The following is a 17,475-nucleotide window of genomic DNA, read 5'->3' as shown; positions in this document are numbered from 1 at the left end:
AGGATCTCACCAAAAATTTCAATCTGAAAATCTTCTAATATAGTTATAGATAATTCTTCACAAATTCTGTTGTTGTATCACCATTTAAAAATGCTTGGTGTTTAACAATTTTTTTCAGCATTGGAATATTGGTTTTTATTCCTTCTATGTCATAAGAATCTAATGTTTTTGCTAGTCTTTCTATCGCATCCTGACGATTTTTCCCTTTAACAATAAGCTTTGCTATCATAGGGTCGTAAAAGTGAGTAACTGTAGATTGGCTATGAACACCTATTTCATGTCTTACTCCATCATCGTGAGGCAATGAAAGCTTTGTAATTGTGCCTGGAGATGGAAAATGCGTTTTTGGATCTTCTGCATAAATTCTCACTTCAATAGCATGACCACTTCGATTAATTTGCTTCTGTGTAAAAGGTAATGTATGACCTTGAGCAATCTTTATTTGTTGCTCTACTATATCGATACCGGTTATTTCCTCTGTAACAGGGTGCTCCACCTGTATTCTTGTGTTCATTTCAAGAAAGTAAAAATTCTTATCTTGATCTACTAAAAACTCAATTGTTCCAGCATTTGTATAGCCAATCTCCTTTGCAGCAAGAATAGCTATCTCTCCCATGCGTAACCTTGTTTGTTCATCTATAAACGAGGATGGTGCTTCTTCAACTATTTTTTGATGACGTCGTTGAATAGAGCATTCCCGCTCCCACAAAAACACAGTATTGCCTTCATGATCAGTTAATAGTTGAATTTCAATATGTCGAGGATTTTCAAGATATTTTTCAAGATACATTTCACTATGACCAAAAAAACTAATTGCGCGTTTTTGATTACTTTCATACGCCTTTTGCATCTCGTTTCTCGATCTTACAACCTGCATACCAATCCCGCCGCCACCTGAGGATGCTTTTAACATGATTGGATAACCAATATTCTCTGCTTCAATAATCGCTTCATCAACTGACGAAAGAGGATGAGAAATTCCAGGTACAACAGGAACTCCCGCTTTTTTCATTATTGATCTTGCCTTAATTTTATCTCCCATCGCAGATATAATACTAGGTGATGGACCGATGAAAACAAATCCTTTTTCTTCACATTTTTTTGCAAACTCAGCATTTTCTGAAAGTAATCCATACCCAGGATGTATCGCATCTACATCACATATTTGAGCAACCTCAAAGATTTTCTCCATATTTAGATAACTATCTGCAACACGTGAGCCCCCTACAAGATAAGCTTTATCAGCTAATTTAACATGAAGAGAGTCTTTATCAGCTTCTGAATAAATGACAATAGTTGAGATTCCTAAATTCTCACAAGTTCTCATGATTCTAATCGCAATCTCACCACGATTTGCAATAAGGATTTTTTCAAACAATTGACTTCACCCCCATCTGCAACTTTTAACAACCTATTTGCCTTGCAATAACCATTCTTTGCACCTCTGATGTACCCTCTCCAATTTCTAAAAGCTTTGCATCTCGAAAAAATCGTTCAACTTGGTATTCTTTCATATATCCATATCCACCATGTATTTGAATCGCTTGATCACAAACCTTCATACACATCTCAGAAGAGAATAATTTTGCTATCGCCGCTTCTTTTTTAAACCTTTTCTTTTGAGCTTTTAACCATGCAGCTTTATAAACCATCAATCTTGCTAATTCAATATTCATGTTCATATCAGCCAGTTTAAATTGTATAGCTTGAAACTTAGATATACTTTGACCAAATTGTTTTCTTTCCTTTGCATATTGAAGAGCTTTTTCATATGCACCTTGAGCAATTCCAACAGCCATAGCAGCTATACCTATTCTTCCACCATCTAAAGTGGCTAAAAATTGCTTATAACCATGCCCTTCTATTCCTAGTAAGTTTTCTCTTGGTATCCTCACATTCTCTAACACTAGTTCTGTTGTATTTGAAGCATGAAGACCCATTTTCTGATAATGATCATGAATGGTAAAACCTTCAGAATTGGTAGGTACAATAAATGCACTAATTCCATTTGTACCTTTTGAACGATCAGTAACGGCAGTAATCGCGAGATATTTTGCATAACTAGCATTTGTGATATAGCATTTTGATCCAGAGATCACCCATTGATCACCTTCTAAAATGGCTTTTGTTTCTGTACCACCAGCATCAGAACCAGCATTTGGTTCTGTTAAACCAAATGCGCCTAGGTACTCACCTTTACATAGAGGTGTTAAGTAAGCTTCTTTTTGCTCATCTGTTCCAAATAAATCTATTGGTGCAGCTCCTAAAGAGATATGAGCTGAATACGTTATTCCTGTTGATGCACAAACTCTACTTAATTCTTCAACAACAATTGCAAAACTTATCGTGTCTGCTTCACCACCACCGTATTGCTCTGAAAAAGGTAAACCCATCATTCCTAAATCTGCTAATTGATCAAAAATCTCTTTAGGAAATACACCAGAAGAATCTCTTTCATCAGCTCCTGGTGCAACCTTAGCTTCCGCAAACTCATGTATTACCTTACGAATCATCTTTTGTTCTTTTGTTAATTCAAAGTCCATTTCACTTTCCCCTTCCTCTTATAAGATCAATAGACTTATCGTTTAAACAGGATAAACTGGATGCTTTCGTTCTGAGAAAACAACATATTTTGACATATAGGCTTGATACCTTGAAACCAATTCTGATCTCAATGAATTAGCTGGAACGATTCCATCAATAATCATTTCAGAGGCCAATCTATATATATCAATATCTTCTTTATATTGATTCCTTTTTTCTTGGATGAATTCTTGCTGCTCTTCTTCTGGCAATTCGGCAATTTTCTTTGCATACACAGCATTCACGGCAGCTTCAGGACCCATTACAGCAATTGAAGCACTAGGTAATGCTAAACAGCAATCAGGCTCAAAAGCAGGTCCTGCCATTGCATATAATCCTGCTCCATAAGCTTTTCTAACAATAATTGATATTTTCGGGACAGTTGCCTGTGACATACTAGCTATCATTTTTGCTCCATGCCGAATAATTCCTGCTCTTTCTACCTTAGTGCCAATCATAAAGCCAGGTATATCTGCTAAAAACAAAAGTGGAATATGAAAGGCATCACAAAGATTGATGAATTTTGCAGCTTTATCTGCGGAATCGTGTAAAAGGACTCCTCCTTTAACTTTAGGCTGGTTCGCAATAATTCCAACAGGCTGACCATCTAACCGGCAAAATCCAGTAATTAATTCAGGTGCAAATAATTTTTTTATTTCAAAGAACGAGTTTTCATCAATGACTCTATGAATTAACTCATACATATCAAATGGAATATTCTGATTTTCCGGGATAATTTCTTCAAGTGTTTTCGTATATTGTTTTGGAGTAATAGATTCAGTTATCGGTGGTTTTTCTAAGTAATTTACTGGAAAGTATGAGAGGTAATTTCGTGATATTTCAATGGCTTCTTCTTCAGTTTTTGCTAACACATCACCACAGCCTGAAACAGAACAATGCATGTTAGCTCCTCCCATTTCTTCAAGGGAGACTTTTTCACCTATAACCATCTCTGCCATTCGCGGTGAGCCTAGATACATTGAAGCATTGCCATCAACCATTATAACAACATCACAGAATGCTGGAATATATGCTCCACCTGCTGCTGATGGACCAAATAATACACAAACCTGTGGTATTTTCCCTGAAAGCTTTACTTGATTGTGAAAAATCCTTCCAGCTCCTCGTCGACCTGGAAACATATCAAGTTGATCTGTAATTCTAGCACCGGCAGAGTCAATGAAATAAATAAGTGGTACTTTTAATTTTTCAGCTGTTTCTTGAATACGAATCATCTTTTCAACTGTTTTAGCTCCCCACGAGCCAGCTTTTACTGTTGAATCATTTGCAATTACACATACTGTTTTACCATTGACCTTACCCATCCCTGTTATCACACCATCTGCAGGTAAGTTTTGATCAAGGCAATTTGCAAAAACACCATCTTCAATATCGATGTTATCATCAAAAAGAAGTTTTAATCGATCACGAACATATAACTTTCCTCTTGAGCGATTTTGTTCATGATATTTGATATGGCCACCTTTTTTAATATCATTCAATGACTTCTCTACCTTTTTTCCTAAAAACAACTAGCATGCCCCCTCTTATTCATGATGAATTAGAATTATCGTGTTTTTCTTGATGAAGTCAATTTAATCTAAAGTTTTTCTACTAATTTTACTATCATAACTGAACAAAGGTTCACCAATTACATCTTGAATATATAATGCAGCATGATGAATTTTATTTTTACTAACATTCGTTTCTATGTTCATACGATCTAACATGTATAATAGATCATCAGTTGCAAGATTTCCAGAAGCACCTGGTGCATAAGGACAGCCTCCAAGACCACCTATTGAACTATCAAATTTTGTTATCCCGAGCATCAAGGAAGCGGTTACATTTGCAAGTGCAGTACCTCTTGTATTATGAAAATGCATAGCAATTTTATCTGTAGAGTAATATTTTAATAAAATCGCTAAAACGTCTTCAACTTGCTTCGGAGTAGCTACACCTATGGTATCTCCAAGTGACACCTCATTAACACCCATTTCAAAAAGCTTTTCACAGATTTTCATAACCTTTGAAATCGAAATTTCTCCTTCGTATGGACAGCCGAAAACAGTAGATATATAGCCTCGAACAGATTTATGAGAGGATAGAGCATCACTCACTACTTCTTTTAAGATCGGATAAGTATCTTCAATGGACTTATTAATATTTTTTTGATTATGTGTTTCACTTGCAGATATAAACACAGAAACTTCATCTATATTTGCTTCAATTGCTTTTTCTAATCCCCGTTGATTTGGAACTAATGCTGCATAAGTGACACCATCCACACGCATTATTTTATTTGCTACTTCCAGTGAATCTGCTAATGCAGGAATCCATTTTGGATGAACAAACGATGTGATTTCTATATATGATAACCCTGTATGAGATAATTTGTTGATCCAATTTATTTTATCTTCTGTAGAAACGAGAGCCTTAATATTTTGCAAGCCATCACGAGGACCAACTTCCTTAATATTTACTGATTTAGGCCAATTCACAATGTTGCTCCTTTCTACTCTATCTCAACTAATACATCATCCTCATTAACAAAATCACCTTCATTAATATGAACCGCTTTAACAGTTCCTGATACTTCTGCAGCAATAGGGATTTCCATTTTCATTGATTCCAATATCACTACATCTTGACCTTCTTCAACTTGATCACCTACACCAATCAATACTTTCCATACACTTCCAGCCATACTTGCTTGTACTTTATCCATTTCATCCCCCCTTGTCTCATTGTCGTACGATTTTTTTGCTATGCTTAATAATTGTCATGATCACAGTTTCAAAACCTAATAAAGAAACCTACTACTATACTATTCAGGTTTTTTTCACTTATAATCAAACTAATTTAATTTAAATATTCAGAAAAATAGTTTGATAAACAGTATATGAAATAAGATAATTACCTAAAAAAAGAAAATAGAAAAAGCATGCTACAAGTATAAATGCATGCTTTGATCATAAAATTTATTTTCCTAAAATAACTTTTTGAAAAACTTAATTAACTTGTTTTCATCATGTTCATGATCTTGTTTTTCAATCGACTTTGTTATGTATATATTTTTTTTATCGATGGCATAATCATATGCCAGCACTAATCCTAAATCCGTTTCATTCTGTTTATCTGTAGAAATTAGAAATTTATTACCAGTTTTATTCGCTAATTTTATGTAATCTGACAAAAAAGTATAATTCATCGTACCATTTAAAAACAAAGTAGCTTCCTTATTTTTGTTCATTAATTCTTCAACCTCTTGATACGTACCTTTTTCTCTAACTTGTTTCTTCGTTAAAACTACGACAACTCTTTCTCTTAACGTACCAAGAAATTTACGTCTTTCATCAGGGTTAATTTCTCGAGCACCATAAATTCCTTGTTGGATATATTCATCAAGTTTCGTTTTATCCATACTTCTTACCCCCAGCTTTTTTCAGAACGAAAACTAGTCATTAATTACTAGATTTATTTTATATTCTAATCAAAAAACATTAATTCTTCACAAATGAAATTCTATGTAAAACAGGATATTTGTATACAATGTCAAGTATTCTTGTTGCAATGAACTGACATATAACGGCATAAATAATTATGTTTACATCAACAATAAATCCTGTTGATAATAACAGTGTCCCGTTCACAACAAATAAGATTCTCCCTGGAGCAAGCCCGGTCATTTTTGCTAAAATTAAGGCTAATATATCCATACCACCAGAAGATGCACCCATTTTAAATAATATTCCCAAACCTAATCCAAAAATAACGGCTCCGAGTACTAAATCTAGAAATACATTTGATATTGGAGCCAGGATATAGGGTGTTAAGGTGTTAATAGTTGCTGATGTTACTGTGACACAAAACATTGTCCATAGAGCACTTTCTTTGCCGAGCCATTTAACTGCTGCTAAAAGAAAGCTTGCGTTTAATATAAAAAGAGTTAATGCAAATGGTATTTCAAATAAATAATTAAACAACACACTTATACTTGCAGCTCCACCTGATGGGATAAAATGTGGAAATAGAAAGAATGTCATAGCCAACCCTTGAATAACCGCTGCTAATCCAAGAATTAATGCTTTTTTGATCGTTATATTCATTTTTGACTCCTTAATTTTACTGCTAAAAATTAGTTAATATTTCTATAATAAAATGCCATATATAGCTTAAAGAAACAAGTGAAAAACTTTATCCAATATGGCCACTTGTTTCTTAAACATAGTAATTATTGTCAGAATCTAGAGCACGATAAAAACCAACTCATTGTTTTTACGAGTTGGTCTAATTACAAAACGCCAGATTCCTATCGATCACAGCTTCAAAAGTTAAGTTGTTCTTTGTGTTAACCGTTCAATAATTGTAGCAAGTAACAAAGTACGTTCAACTAAGCTAGGTATTTCTAAATACTCTTTGTCACTATGAGCATTTCCACCTACAGGCCCTAATCCATCGATTGTCGCTACACCAAGTGATGATGTAAACGATGCATCAGATCCACCACCTGTTGAGGTATCTTCTATTTCAATCCCAATCTCGTCTCCGACATCTTGAATGATGCGGAGTAATGCCCGTGTTTTTTTATTTTTCTCCATTGGTGGTCGATTCATTTCACCCTCAAGAGATATTTTCGTACCTGCTACATCAGAAGAAGCACAAATTTTTTCTAATCTTTCCTCAAGAAGCTCTACCTGCTCCATTTCTTTAATTCGAATATCGATTTGTGCTTCTGCATGGTCTGATACTGTGTTCGCACTTGATCCACCTTCAATTAAACCTACATTCACACTTATTCCATTTTCATGATCAGATAATTCATGTAATTGGATAATTTTATGAGCTAATTCCTCAATGGCACTTCTACCTTTTTCTGGTTCAATGCCAGAGTGTGCTGCTTTTCCTTCAATAATTAATGTGTAATTTCCTTTTCCTCTTCTTGAAGACACTAATGAACCGTCTTTCCTTGCTGGCTCCATGACAAGTGCATATTTCTTGCCCTTTGCTTCACGTTCAATAATAGCTCGTGAAGAAGGCGAGCCAATTTCCTCATCACTATTTAGCACGATACGAATGTTTTTATACCCTTCATAGCCCTCTGAAATTAAGGCTTTGATCGCATATAATACCGTTGCATGGCTTGCCTTCATATCAATGACACCTGGACCATATGCGCGATTTCCAGTAATTCGAAAAGGTCTTTCGGATACAGTTCCCTCAGGAAAAACCGTATCCATATGAGCCAGTATAATAATCGCTGGATTTATCGCATCTTTATGTTGAATGATCAAATGATTACCATATTCCTCTTGTGGTTCAACAATTACATGAAATCCAAGATCTTTATAGTTTCTTTTTAAAATCTCCCCAATTGTATCTACACCTTGTTTATCATATGATCCACTATCAATATTTACTATCTTCTCTATAAAAGCGAGCATTTCAACTTCATGCTCTTCTAAGAATGTTTCCATCTAGCATTTTCCTACTTTCTTTCCTACAATAAAAATATCTATTTTTAAGGCTGTTATATATCTGAATAAATTATCTTTTCGAAAACAGTTATTAATTAAGATTTTACCAGATTAAAGGCAACAAGGTAAGTGGAGCTGATGAATAATTACATCATTACATTAGCAATACCCCATAATAATATAAAACTGATCACAATTGTTATATTAGACAATGTGCCTACAAATTTTTGATCATATTGAAATTCGACCGAATATGGAAGTACTGATACAGATGTTGGTAAAAGGAAACCGATAAGCAAAGTATATTTAAACATGTCATCAAAAGGTAAAAAGAGAAAACATAGACTTCCCGCTAATAAACCAATACCATATCTTATACCTAAAAATTGGAGCATTAATTTTAGATAACTTTTATTAAAAGAAAAATTCAAATAGATTCCTAGCAATAAAAGAGACATTGGCATATTAGCTTCTGAAATAATACTTGCAACATCTATAATAGCGGTAGGAAGCGTTAATCCAACTAAATTTAATATAACAACACTTATATAAGTCATTAACGGAATTGATTTAGACAATTTACTGATTACTGTTTTATAATCCAGCTTTACCTCTTCTTGTGAATAAAAGCTTCCAATCAAATAACTTAATCCAAAAACGATAAATGCATTACCAACGTCAAACATGCCAAAGTAGGTAATACCCTCTTTCCCAAAAATGACCTCAACAAGAGGATAGGCAAATAACCCGATATTAAAACCAGGAATCATCATGCCTACCATTCCCTTATTTTTTCTACTTTTCTTCCTTAGGAAAAACAGTCCGACAAAGCCAATTAGTATTCCATATATAAAGCCAACAAAAATGAGCATAAATAATGAGTTATCAATTTTCAACCCGTTAAATGTAGCGATAATTAAAGAAGGTAGAGTAAGATTGAATATAATTCTTGCTAAGCCTTCTCCATCTTTTTCTTTAATAATATTTCTTCTTTTTAATAGATAACCTAATGCGATAATGATAATACAATATAAAAATTGCATGTTAAAACTATCCAAAATCTAGAACCCCTTACTATATAATGTATACTATTATACATTACTTATTGAATTATTACTGTTTAACATCCTTCCTTTACCCTAGTAAACTATTTGATTATTTTTAATTTTATGTTAAATTTAAATGTATGACAAAGAAAGGGTGTTTACTATGGATCAATTTACTAATATTACAATCGACAAGAAAGCAAATGTTTACTTTGAAGGTAAAGTAACAAGTCGAACAGTACTATTTGAAGATGGTACAAGAAAAACTCTAGGAATCATGCAGCCCGGAGAATACGAATTCGCGGCGGAATTAAAAGAAGAAATGGAAATTGTAGCTGGACATTTAGATTATAAATTAAATGGGCAAGACTGGCAGACAATTGAAGGAAACGGTGTTTTTTATGTGCCAGCCAATGAATCATTCCAAGTAAAGGCATATTCTGTTGTTGATTATTGCTGTTCTTACATAAAGGAATAATAACAAAATGACGGGCAGTCTTGTCCGTCATTTTTGTATGTTTATTTCTCTTCTGCAAACTGAACTAATTTGAAAAGAAATTGATAAATAATAGCTAAAGTTTCACCTATTGATGAGTTCTCATTAAAATTTTCTACAAGTTCCAGCTTAAAATTCAAATCCCATAATCCATCTTGTTGATTAAAGATTAAATTATATTTAAACTCTGATTCAGTAAGCTGTTGATTTAAATACTCTTTAATAAAGTTTTCAGCTTTCTTTTTCAGCTTTAAACCAAGCATTACTTCATACGTACCAAAGACATCATCAATTTCTAATGACATGGAGTCAACACCAATAACATCGAACCACTTAGACTCAACATAAATAAATTCAGCTTTATGTTTTTTTAGGTACGTTATTGATTCTTTAAGGAAATCTGATTTTTCAACAGCTATACTTTCATCTGTTTCTTTATTACTTCGTTCAATATACGCATCATCAAATCGAGTTATTGGATTATCCGCCTTAAGGTTCGTCATATCCTCTGTTAATAGTTCATGTTTCTTAAGGTAATCTATCTCTACTTGAAATAGTAATTCCTTTTTATCTTCGACTAGCGGTAAAATTATCTGCTTTACTTGTTCTTTTAACAATATATATCCTCCATTCAACGCTATTACTGATGTTTCATTCTTCTACTTTACTAACTATATCAGAATATCTCACTAACATGAAAACAGGGTACTTAATACAAGTCAATCTCAAGTAAAATTGGGCAATGATCACTACCTATGACCTCTGAATGGATTTCTGCGTCATTAATTTTATTTGCTATTTTATCTGATACAATAAAATAGTCAATTCTCCATCCAATATTTCTTTCTCTCACTTTACTCATATATGACCACCAAGTAAAGCAGTCACCTTTTTTGGGGTAAACATATCTAAAACTATCAACAAACCCGGATTCTAATAGCAGTGACATTTTTCCTCGTTCTTCGTCTGTAAAACCTGAATTCCCTTTATTAGATTTAGGGTTTTTAAGATCAATCTCATTATGTGCAACATTCAAATCTCCACACAAAATGACAGGTTTCGTTTTTTCCAATAACACCATATAATCACGAACTTCATCTTCCCATTGTAGACGATAGCCAAGTCTAGCAAGATCTCTTTTAGAGTTGGGTGTATATACTGTTACAAAATAAAATTTTGCAAATTCTAATGTAATAATTCGGCCTTCAGCTTCATCCTCTTTGTCGCCTAAACCATAAGAAATAGATAGTGGTTTTTGCTTAGTAAACACAGCTGTTCCAGAGTAACCTTTTCTTTCAGCATAATTCCAATATTGGTGATAGCCATCTAGCTCTAACGAAATTTGACCTTCTTGACATTTTGATTCCTGAATACAAAAAATATCTGCATCAACTTCATGAAAATAATCTAAAAATCCTTTTTTAACACAAGCTCGTATTCCATTTACATTCCAAGATACTAATTTCATCTATACTCAACTTCCTTATTTCAAATATTGAATGAACAAAGTACTATCATAAACTATTTTTCTATTTTTCTAAACTATTATCTATTCCTTTGATAAAATAGGACTTCATCACCGAATTTAGGAAAAACTTTGTTCACCAACACTTCATCAAACATCACTATTAAGAAAGTACTCCTCCACAAAAAAAACTGACTGTAATTAGTCAGCTTTGCTCATCTTTATTTCTTTCACTTTCTGAACTTGCTCATCTGGCCACCATGCACCACAATCATCAGATACTACACAAGCTGCACATTTTTCCAGATCAAACACCTTCATCCCTGTTATTGGTGGAGAATATAGATGAAGAGTTACAAGTTTCGAATCTAGAGAAACGGCCATTTTGTGGACTCCTTTGCGTGGTGCAAAAAACATGTTTCCTTCTTCCTGAATCTCTGCTAGAAGCTCTTTTGGTAAGTAGCTTCCAGATGCTTCATATACAGTATTTTTTGCTGCTCCTTTAACAACCTGAATCCAGCCACAAGATTGACCATGATCATGTGGTGCACACTCCAACTCAGACCAGTTCATCACTAAAAGCTCTAGATAATCATTTTTAAATAATAGCTTACGATAATATGGTTTTCCAGCTGTATCACTATTTACTAAAAGATATTGAAGATCCTCAAATTTAATATCCAACCTTTGTAATGACTTTTTTAAACCTTCTTTTGAAAAATCCCCAGCATTTTGTAAAACATGTTCAATCCAAGCTATTACATCCAAAAAAATCGACCTCCTTATTTTCACAAAAACCGCGAACAGATAGTCAATTCAAAGGATATTAGTTCAATTATTATCGTCTTTTATGTTGAAAAAATTGATTGTATAATTTATAAAATTGACCATTTACAAAAATGACACCTATTATAATTATGATTCCACCTATAATACTTATGATCATGATTTTTTCATTAAGAAGAATGATTGCAGCAATTAAGGTCGCCAATGGCTCTAGATATAGAAAAACAGAAACTTGAGATGCCTCTAGAACAGTCAGTGCTTTTGCCCAATACCAATAAGCAACACCTGAAACAAATATTCCTAGGAAAAACAAATGACCCCACTCTCCACTGTTAAGTAAGGAGAGGGATTTCCAGCTATTATTTCGAAATAAAAACGGTAATGTTAAAAGAAATCCTAAGAAACTCATATAAAATGTGATGACTAAGGGTGACGCACCTATGTTTAATTTTTTCAAAAGAACAGAATAAACAGCCCAGTTCAACGTACTTAAGATCATTAATAGATAACCAATATTTAACTTTGGTGCAATTCCATTTTCAGATCCTGCTGTTGTGACCATCATTACACCAAATATCGCTAAAACCATGCCTATTGCTTTCATAATTGTCATTTTTTCATTTAAAAAAATCATCGAAAGAATTACTGTAAAAACGGGAGAAAAAGAAATCATCCACCCTGCAGCAGAAGCTTCAATTGTTAAAAGTGCTGTTGCTTGAAGTACTTGATGAATAAATACACCTAATATCCCTAAAACAATTAAGTGTGGAATATATGTAAAGGAAATATTAAGCCTTTCTCCTAAAAGTAATAATAATAAAAGTAGAAATAAAGAACCAATGCCAAAACGAATGACAAGTAATGTATATGGATCAAGCTTATCTAAAACGGCTTTTGTCGATACAAAGGACACTCCCCAAAAAGTAATCGACATAGTAGCATATAAGGCTGCAGCAGCATTCTTAGTCGGAAAATTCATAAGGCTTTATCTCCTCAGAAATATAATATATCTTATCCTATGCTTGTCCTGTATAAGCATGTATAAAATGAAGAGAAAGATTTATTTTTAGGTCACTTTGCTGAAAAATTGTAGCTATATCCAAAAAATAAAATAGTTTATAAGGAGAGCACTTTTTGAAGAAGTAATGTTATTAGACTTATTTCAGTGCAAATTTTTTCAGTAGTTCTAATAACAAAGTACGAGAAAACAGCCATATTACATACAATCTATGTTACAATGAGTGAACACTCATTCATTTATTGTGATATTTTATGATTCAACTTGGAGGGGATATTCTTGAAACAGATCGGTCCGATTAAAATAATTGAAGGCCCTAATGACAGTAAAGTGCCTTTTTCTAGAAGCTTATTTATCGATGGTGCTGAAAAAGTGTTAATTGATACTGGTGCAGATCCGAGAGCCCTTGAAAATCTCGAGCAAAAGCATAGTATGAATTTGATCATCAATACACATTATCATCCCGATCACACATGTCATAATTACCTTTTTCCTAACACTGAAAAATGGATTAATCCGATAGAGTTTGAAACTGTTTCATCTATTGAAAATGTAGCAAAAGAAAATGGGATTTTTCAGGAATGGGGAAAAGAAGGTGTTGATCAATGGAAAAAAACAATTCCTGACGAATGGATTACCTCTCTTTTAAGTATTAATGGAACATACGAATATGAAAAACAGTACAATTTGGGTGATGTAAACATGATCTTATTACATACTCCCGGACACACAAAGGGATTTGCCTGTCCCTATTTCCCTGATATAGGTATAGTTTATACAGGAGATTATGATATGACATCATTTGGTCCTTGGTATAATGGAACAGACGGTGACATTGAAGATTTTGTTCGCTCAGGACAGCGTCTACTAAACCTTGATGCTGATGTTTATATTACTGGTCATCAAAAAGGTGTATTCACAAAAACTGAATTCACAAGGAGCATGAGTGATTATTTAGCCATCATTGATCAACGCGATGACATCATTTCTAAACATGTACAATCGGGAATGGATTTTGAGGAATTATCTTCTATCGGTATCTTTTACCCAAAGAAGACACTTGAACATACATTACTGAGAACTTGGGAACGAAGTGGAATTCGTAAGCATCTTGAAAGACTAGGTTATATTGTGAGGGGAACGGAAATAAAAAGTTATATACGCACCAAATAAAATATAATGCTGATTTGGAGAATAGTAGAGGGGTTCTCCCCTCTATTCCTCTTCTTCCATTAAATCTTCAAAAGCAGATGAAACCTTTTCAAATTCTTCATCACTTTCGATTGGTGAAAAGTCTCCCTCTTCATCAACCGTTAAAAAGAAAACATCAATATCTTCTTCAGATTCATCTTGAATATCATCAACAAACCCTACTGCTACATAATCTGTGTCTTCTAGAGTTATTGCAGCTAACACTTCTACTTCATTTTCTTGACCTTGTTCATCTGTAATTGTAAATACTTCGCCTACTTCAATCTTTTCCATGAATAAAAACTCCCTTCTAACGTACATATAGTACCATTACTTCAATAATGTTGCCATTAATAAGAAATTTAATGCCTATTTAAAGGGAAAACCCTATTAAATATGTGCTAAAAAGGAGATAACTGGATGGCTATTCGACCATATTATTTAAAATCTTCATTACCCTTTAATGATAAACATCACAAAGGAAAATTAACAGTAGAAGGTAAAGGTATTATAACAACAAAGCCTGATAAATCATCCATTACTTTAGGGATTATAACTGAAGATCAAGATGTAATAAAAGCACAAAATAAAAATTCAATTATTACAAATAACGTAATAATTTCACTGCGAAAAAGTGGAATTAGCAATAACCAGATCCAAACAATTTCCTATACAATACAACCGCTTTATCAATATGTCGATGAGCAAAATGTTCTTACAGGCTACAAAATAAGTCATATTCTTGAAGTAACTTTATTCGATTTAGATTTAATCGGAGAAGTTTATAAAGTCGCAGTCTCAAGCGGAGCAAATATTGCTGAAGGCTTAAAATTTTCTCTTTCTAATGAAAATTATTATTATGATAAAGCGTTGAAAAAGGCGTTAAAACAAGCAACATTAAAAGCAATATCACTTGGTCAGCAAATGGGTGTTACTATTAATACGATTCCAATAAAAATAACCGAAAATTCTTCACCTCAACCTTTAAGAGATGTTATGTATTCTTTCACTGCTGAAACAAACCTTCATGACACGCCTCCAATTCAACAAAGGGACATTTCAATAGAAGCAAATTTAACCGCAGAATATTATTATTAAACATTATAAGAAATTTTTACTAACTCAACTGCATGGCTCTATTTCACTTCATTTGCTTAATTAAAGACGGATGAAAAATCATCCGTCTTTATTTATCATTTTTCTTTGAGTAATATCTCAATTTCACTTAAAAGATTTTGCTGAATTTCTTCAACCTTTTTGAAATCCATCGCCTCTATATAATAAGACTCTAATTCATCTCTTAATTTCTTCGCTTCTGATAAATAACCAATCGCTTCTTTCATTTTATCTTTATAAGCTTTTGTTGTTCTTTGTATTTCTGATGCGAATTTTTCATCAGTACCTGGAGTTATACAAGACTCATACATATCAATAATTTCATCAGAGTTTCGATCAGGAAAATACTCATGTGGTGCTGTGCTGTCAAAAATAGCTATACCTCTTTCGCGAAGTATGACCATATCGAGACTATTTGGATCAAAGCCACAATGATATACTTCTACATCAAAGCCTTTTTGCTCACCAGCTGCAACAATTTTTTTAAGCATGGTAGATTTACCTGATCCCGCTCTACCTTTAATAAAATAACGTTTCTCTATATCCTCTGTTAAATTTTGAATAAAATCTACTGCTCCATCTGGAGTAGCTGCACCTAAAAATCTATGTTTAATTTTTGACTCTTTTTTCAGGAAAGCTTCTCCATAAAATTGAGAAATTAGCTTATCTGTCAATTCATTAGCTTTAGTAAAATCCATATTCGATATATATATATCTTCTATATCATCATGTGCACTCAATGATTCAGCAAATGTTTCATAAGCTGCTTCAAATTTAAGAGCAATATTTTCATTGAGCTTAAGTATTTCAGCTTTATTTTTTATTAACTGCTGTGAATTCCAAGCTACACCTAAGTTTACATATTCTTCAATTACTCCAGGTGCCTTAGGTTCAATAATATGTGGTGGTGTGCCATCAACAACACCGATTTTTTCATTTGTTAATATAACACCATCAATCGAGTTTGTATCTGATGCACAATGTAAATATTCTACATCTATCCCCTTCTCTTCCATTGCATTTCCGATTCTTTTCATCAATGAGGATTTTCCAGTACCAGGTCCACCTTTTAAAATATATAAACGCTCTAAATCATCTAAAGCAGAATCATAAAGACTGTAAAAACCTTTTGCTGTATTACCTCCAGCGTAATAATGACGAACCTTTCCACTCATCAAATCACCCTTTCAAGCCTATTTCTTACAACATATGTAGATAATCTTACAGAGGTGAATGCCTATTTTAAGATTATGAATCGATGTTGATTTTCATAGCATTTATGAGTATACAAGCCGAAAACCTGCATTGGTATCAAACGAAAAAATGCTAACTTAATAGTAATCCTTATGAACTAACCTATTTTCAGGTATAATAAATTCAGGTAGGTTATAAAGATATTTATAACCTACCTGAATATGTTCTAAAGGAGATTTAAATGTGAATTCTAAAGATGTAGAAAATAAAATAATAGAAAACTATCAAAAAGACGAGAATATGATGATCTTAATCTTTGCACAATGGTGTGTAAATCATAGTCTTGATCCTTATGAAATATATGTAAAAGCATATCCAAATCAACAACAAAACCCTGCTTTAAAACAAGCAATAGATTTAACGGTGTCAAAGGAGGAAGCTGGAGAAATTCCAGATCAAACATTACTGAATGTATTATCTCTTTTTGGCAATGAAGATCTAGCATTTGTTGTATCAGAGGAAATAAGTAATATAAAGAAAAACACTGATTAGGAGCATGTAAACATGAGAAAAAAATTAGATCACATAGGGATAGCAGTCCGTGATTTAGAAAGTAGCTTGTCCTTTTATATGAAAATTCTTGATGCTACATTAATAGATCGCTACACAAGTCATGCAAAAGGCGTTGAAAGTGAAATTGCGATTATTGATTTAGATGGTGAAAGAATTGAACTATTATCACCAACAAATAACACCACTTCACCGATTGCAAGATTTATTAAGCAAAAGGGAAAAGGTGTTCACCATATCGCATACAAAGTAGAAAATTTAGACGATGCCATTATATACCTAAAAGCACAAGGAATACGTGTATTAGAAGATACCCTTAGGACTAACAAACATGGCAGGAGATTAATTTATTTAAATCCTGCAGACACAGAAGGCACTATAATAGAGTATTGTGATTATCCTTCTCCTAAAATATAATTACTCATGTTTATTCGTTTTAATAGATGTCTTTAAAGGACTATACTTTAGAACTATCAAAGCGTGAAAACGACACATAGAAAGATAAAAGTCCAGTTTTATCAATGATTTAACTG

20 protein-coding genes are annotated in these 17,475 nt (G+C 33.1%); 5 read left to right on the top strand and 15 right to left on the bottom strand.

Annotation, left to right across the window (positions count from 1 at the left end):
- Nucleotides 1-43: 43 nt before the first annotated feature.
- The 9 genes from JOC75_RS01240 to JOC75_RS01200 all read right to left on the bottom strand — a co-directional run bounded on the left by JOC75_RS01240 (nucleotide 44) and on the right by JOC75_RS01200 (nucleotide 9,118).
- On the bottom strand, nucleotides 44-1,378 hold the full coding sequence (locus JOC75_RS01240) for an acetyl-CoA carboxylase biotin carboxylase subunit (RefSeq protein ID WP_204952322.1): 1,335 nt from the start codon (nucleotides 1,376-1,378) through the stop codon (nucleotides 44-46).
- Nucleotides 1,379-1,403: 25 nt separating this feature from the next.
- A complete protein-coding gene (locus JOC75_RS01235) occupies nucleotides 1,404-2,543 on the bottom strand; it encodes an acyl-CoA dehydrogenase (protein ID WP_204952321.1) in 1,140 nt (379 codons plus the stop codon).
- A gap of 42 nt (nucleotides 2,544-2,585) precedes the next feature.
- Nucleotides 2,586-4,115: an acyl-CoA carboxylase subunit beta gene (locus JOC75_RS01230; RefSeq protein ID WP_204952320.1), complete on the bottom strand. Its 1,530-nt coding sequence runs from the start codon at nucleotides 4,113-4,115 to the stop codon at nucleotides 2,586-2,588.
- Nucleotides 4,116-4,178: 63 nt separating this feature from the next.
- The gene (locus JOC75_RS01225) at nucleotides 4,179-5,087 is read right to left on the bottom strand and encodes a hydroxymethylglutaryl-CoA lyase (RefSeq protein ID WP_204953462.1); all 909 of its coding nucleotides are present in this window, start codon (nucleotides 5,085-5,087) and stop codon (nucleotides 4,179-4,181) included.
- 11 nt (nucleotides 5,088-5,098) lie between these two features.
- The gene (locus JOC75_RS01220; protein ID WP_204952319.1) at nucleotides 5,099-5,311 is read right to left on the bottom strand and encodes an acetyl-CoA carboxylase biotin carboxyl carrier protein subunit; all 213 of its coding nucleotides are present in this window, start codon (nucleotides 5,309-5,311) and stop codon (nucleotides 5,099-5,101) included.
- Between the two features lie 261 nt (nucleotides 5,312-5,572).
- The gene (locus JOC75_RS01215; protein WP_204952318.1) at nucleotides 5,573-6,007 is read right to left on the bottom strand and encodes a YueI family protein; all 435 of its coding nucleotides are present in this window, start codon (nucleotides 6,005-6,007) and stop codon (nucleotides 5,573-5,575) included.
- Nucleotides 6,008-6,086: 79 nt separating this feature from the next.
- Nucleotides 6,087-6,692, bottom strand: coding sequence for a YitT family protein (locus JOC75_RS01210; RefSeq protein WP_204952317.1), 606 nt, complete (start codon nucleotides 6,690-6,692; stop codon nucleotides 6,087-6,089).
- A 225-nt stretch (nucleotides 6,693-6,917) separates the two neighbouring features.
- The gene (locus JOC75_RS01205; RefSeq protein WP_204952316.1) at nucleotides 6,918-8,060 is read right to left on the bottom strand and encodes a M20 family metallopeptidase; all 1,143 of its coding nucleotides are present in this window, start codon (nucleotides 8,058-8,060) and stop codon (nucleotides 6,918-6,920) included.
- A gap of 146 nt (nucleotides 8,061-8,206) precedes the next feature.
- Complete coding sequence (locus tag JOC75_RS01200) at nucleotides 8,207-9,118, bottom strand: AEC family transporter (RefSeq protein ID WP_204952315.1); 912 nt, start codon at nucleotides 9,116-9,118, stop codon at nucleotides 8,207-8,209.
- Nucleotides 9,119-9,269: 151 nt separating this feature from the next.
- On the opposite strand from JOC75_RS01200, the gene ppnP reads away from it, so the two are divergent.
- Nucleotides 9,270-9,584, top strand: coding sequence for a pyrimidine/purine nucleoside phosphorylase (ppnP, locus tag JOC75_RS01195; protein ID WP_204952314.1), 315 nt, complete (start codon nucleotides 9,270-9,272; stop codon nucleotides 9,582-9,584).
- A gap of 41 nt (nucleotides 9,585-9,625) precedes the next feature.
- On the opposite strand, the gene JOC75_RS01190 is transcribed toward ppnP, so the two are convergent.
- The 4 genes from JOC75_RS01190 to JOC75_RS01175 form a co-directional block, all read right to left on the bottom strand.
- A complete protein-coding gene (locus JOC75_RS01190) occupies nucleotides 9,626-10,219 on the bottom strand; it encodes a branched-chain amino acid aminotransferase (protein WP_239589232.1) in 594 nt (197 codons plus the stop codon).
- 92 nt (nucleotides 10,220-10,311) lie between these two features.
- Entirely contained in the window at nucleotides 10,312-11,070 is a 759-nt protein-coding gene (locus JOC75_RS01185; protein ID WP_204952313.1) for an exodeoxyribonuclease III, read from the bottom strand.
- Between the two features lie 198 nt (nucleotides 11,071-11,268).
- On the bottom strand, nucleotides 11,269-11,835 hold the full coding sequence (locus tag JOC75_RS01180) for a cysteine dioxygenase (RefSeq protein WP_204952312.1): 567 nt from the start codon (nucleotides 11,833-11,835) through the stop codon (nucleotides 11,269-11,271).
- 70 nt (nucleotides 11,836-11,905) lie between these two features.
- Nucleotides 11,906-12,832, bottom strand: a complete 927-nt coding sequence (locus JOC75_RS01175; RefSeq protein WP_204952311.1) for a DMT family transporter — start codon at nucleotides 12,830-12,832, stop codon at nucleotides 11,906-11,908.
- Between the two features lie 318 nt (nucleotides 12,833-13,150).
- Here JOC75_RS01175 and JOC75_RS01170 point away from each other — a divergent pair, with 318 nt between their 5' ends.
- Nucleotides 13,151-14,044, top strand: coding sequence for an MBL fold metallo-hydrolase (locus JOC75_RS01170; RefSeq protein WP_204952310.1), 894 nt, complete (start codon nucleotides 13,151-13,153; stop codon nucleotides 14,042-14,044).
- A 42-nt stretch (nucleotides 14,045-14,086) separates the two neighbouring features.
- Here JOC75_RS01170 and JOC75_RS01165 read toward each other — a convergent pair whose 3' ends face one another.
- A complete protein-coding gene (locus JOC75_RS01165) occupies nucleotides 14,087-14,356 on the bottom strand; it encodes a DUF1292 domain-containing protein (RefSeq protein ID WP_146945905.1) in 270 nt (89 codons plus the stop codon).
- 126 nt (nucleotides 14,357-14,482) lie between these two features.
- Between JOC75_RS01165 and JOC75_RS01160 the strand changes: the two genes are divergently transcribed.
- Entirely contained in the window at nucleotides 14,483-15,160 is a 678-nt protein-coding gene (locus JOC75_RS01160) for an SIMPL domain-containing protein (protein WP_204952309.1), read from the top strand.
- 95 nt (nucleotides 15,161-15,255) lie between these two features.
- Here JOC75_RS01160 and JOC75_RS01155 read toward each other — a convergent pair whose 3' ends face one another.
- Complete coding sequence (locus JOC75_RS01155; RefSeq protein ID WP_204952308.1) at nucleotides 15,256-16,353, bottom strand: PRK06851 family protein; 1,098 nt, start codon at nucleotides 16,351-16,353, stop codon at nucleotides 15,256-15,258.
- 262 nt (nucleotides 16,354-16,615) lie between these two features.
- Here JOC75_RS01155 and JOC75_RS01150 point away from each other — a divergent pair, with 262 nt between their 5' ends.
- A complete protein-coding gene (locus JOC75_RS01150) occupies nucleotides 16,616-16,924 on the top strand; it encodes a hypothetical protein (RefSeq protein ID WP_204952307.1) in 309 nt (102 codons plus the stop codon).
- 12 nt (nucleotides 16,925-16,936) lie between these two features.
- A complete protein-coding gene (locus JOC75_RS01145; RefSeq protein WP_204952306.1) occupies nucleotides 16,937-17,359 on the top strand; it encodes a VOC family protein in 423 nt (140 codons plus the stop codon).
- Nucleotides 17,360-17,475: the final 116 nt, after the last annotated feature.

The organism is Metabacillus crassostreae, assembly GCF_016908395.1.
Taxonomy (GTDB): Bacteria; Bacillota; Bacilli; order Bacillales; family Bacillaceae; genus Metabacillus; species Metabacillus crassostreae.
This window is presented reverse-complemented; position numbering and strand designations above follow the sequence as displayed.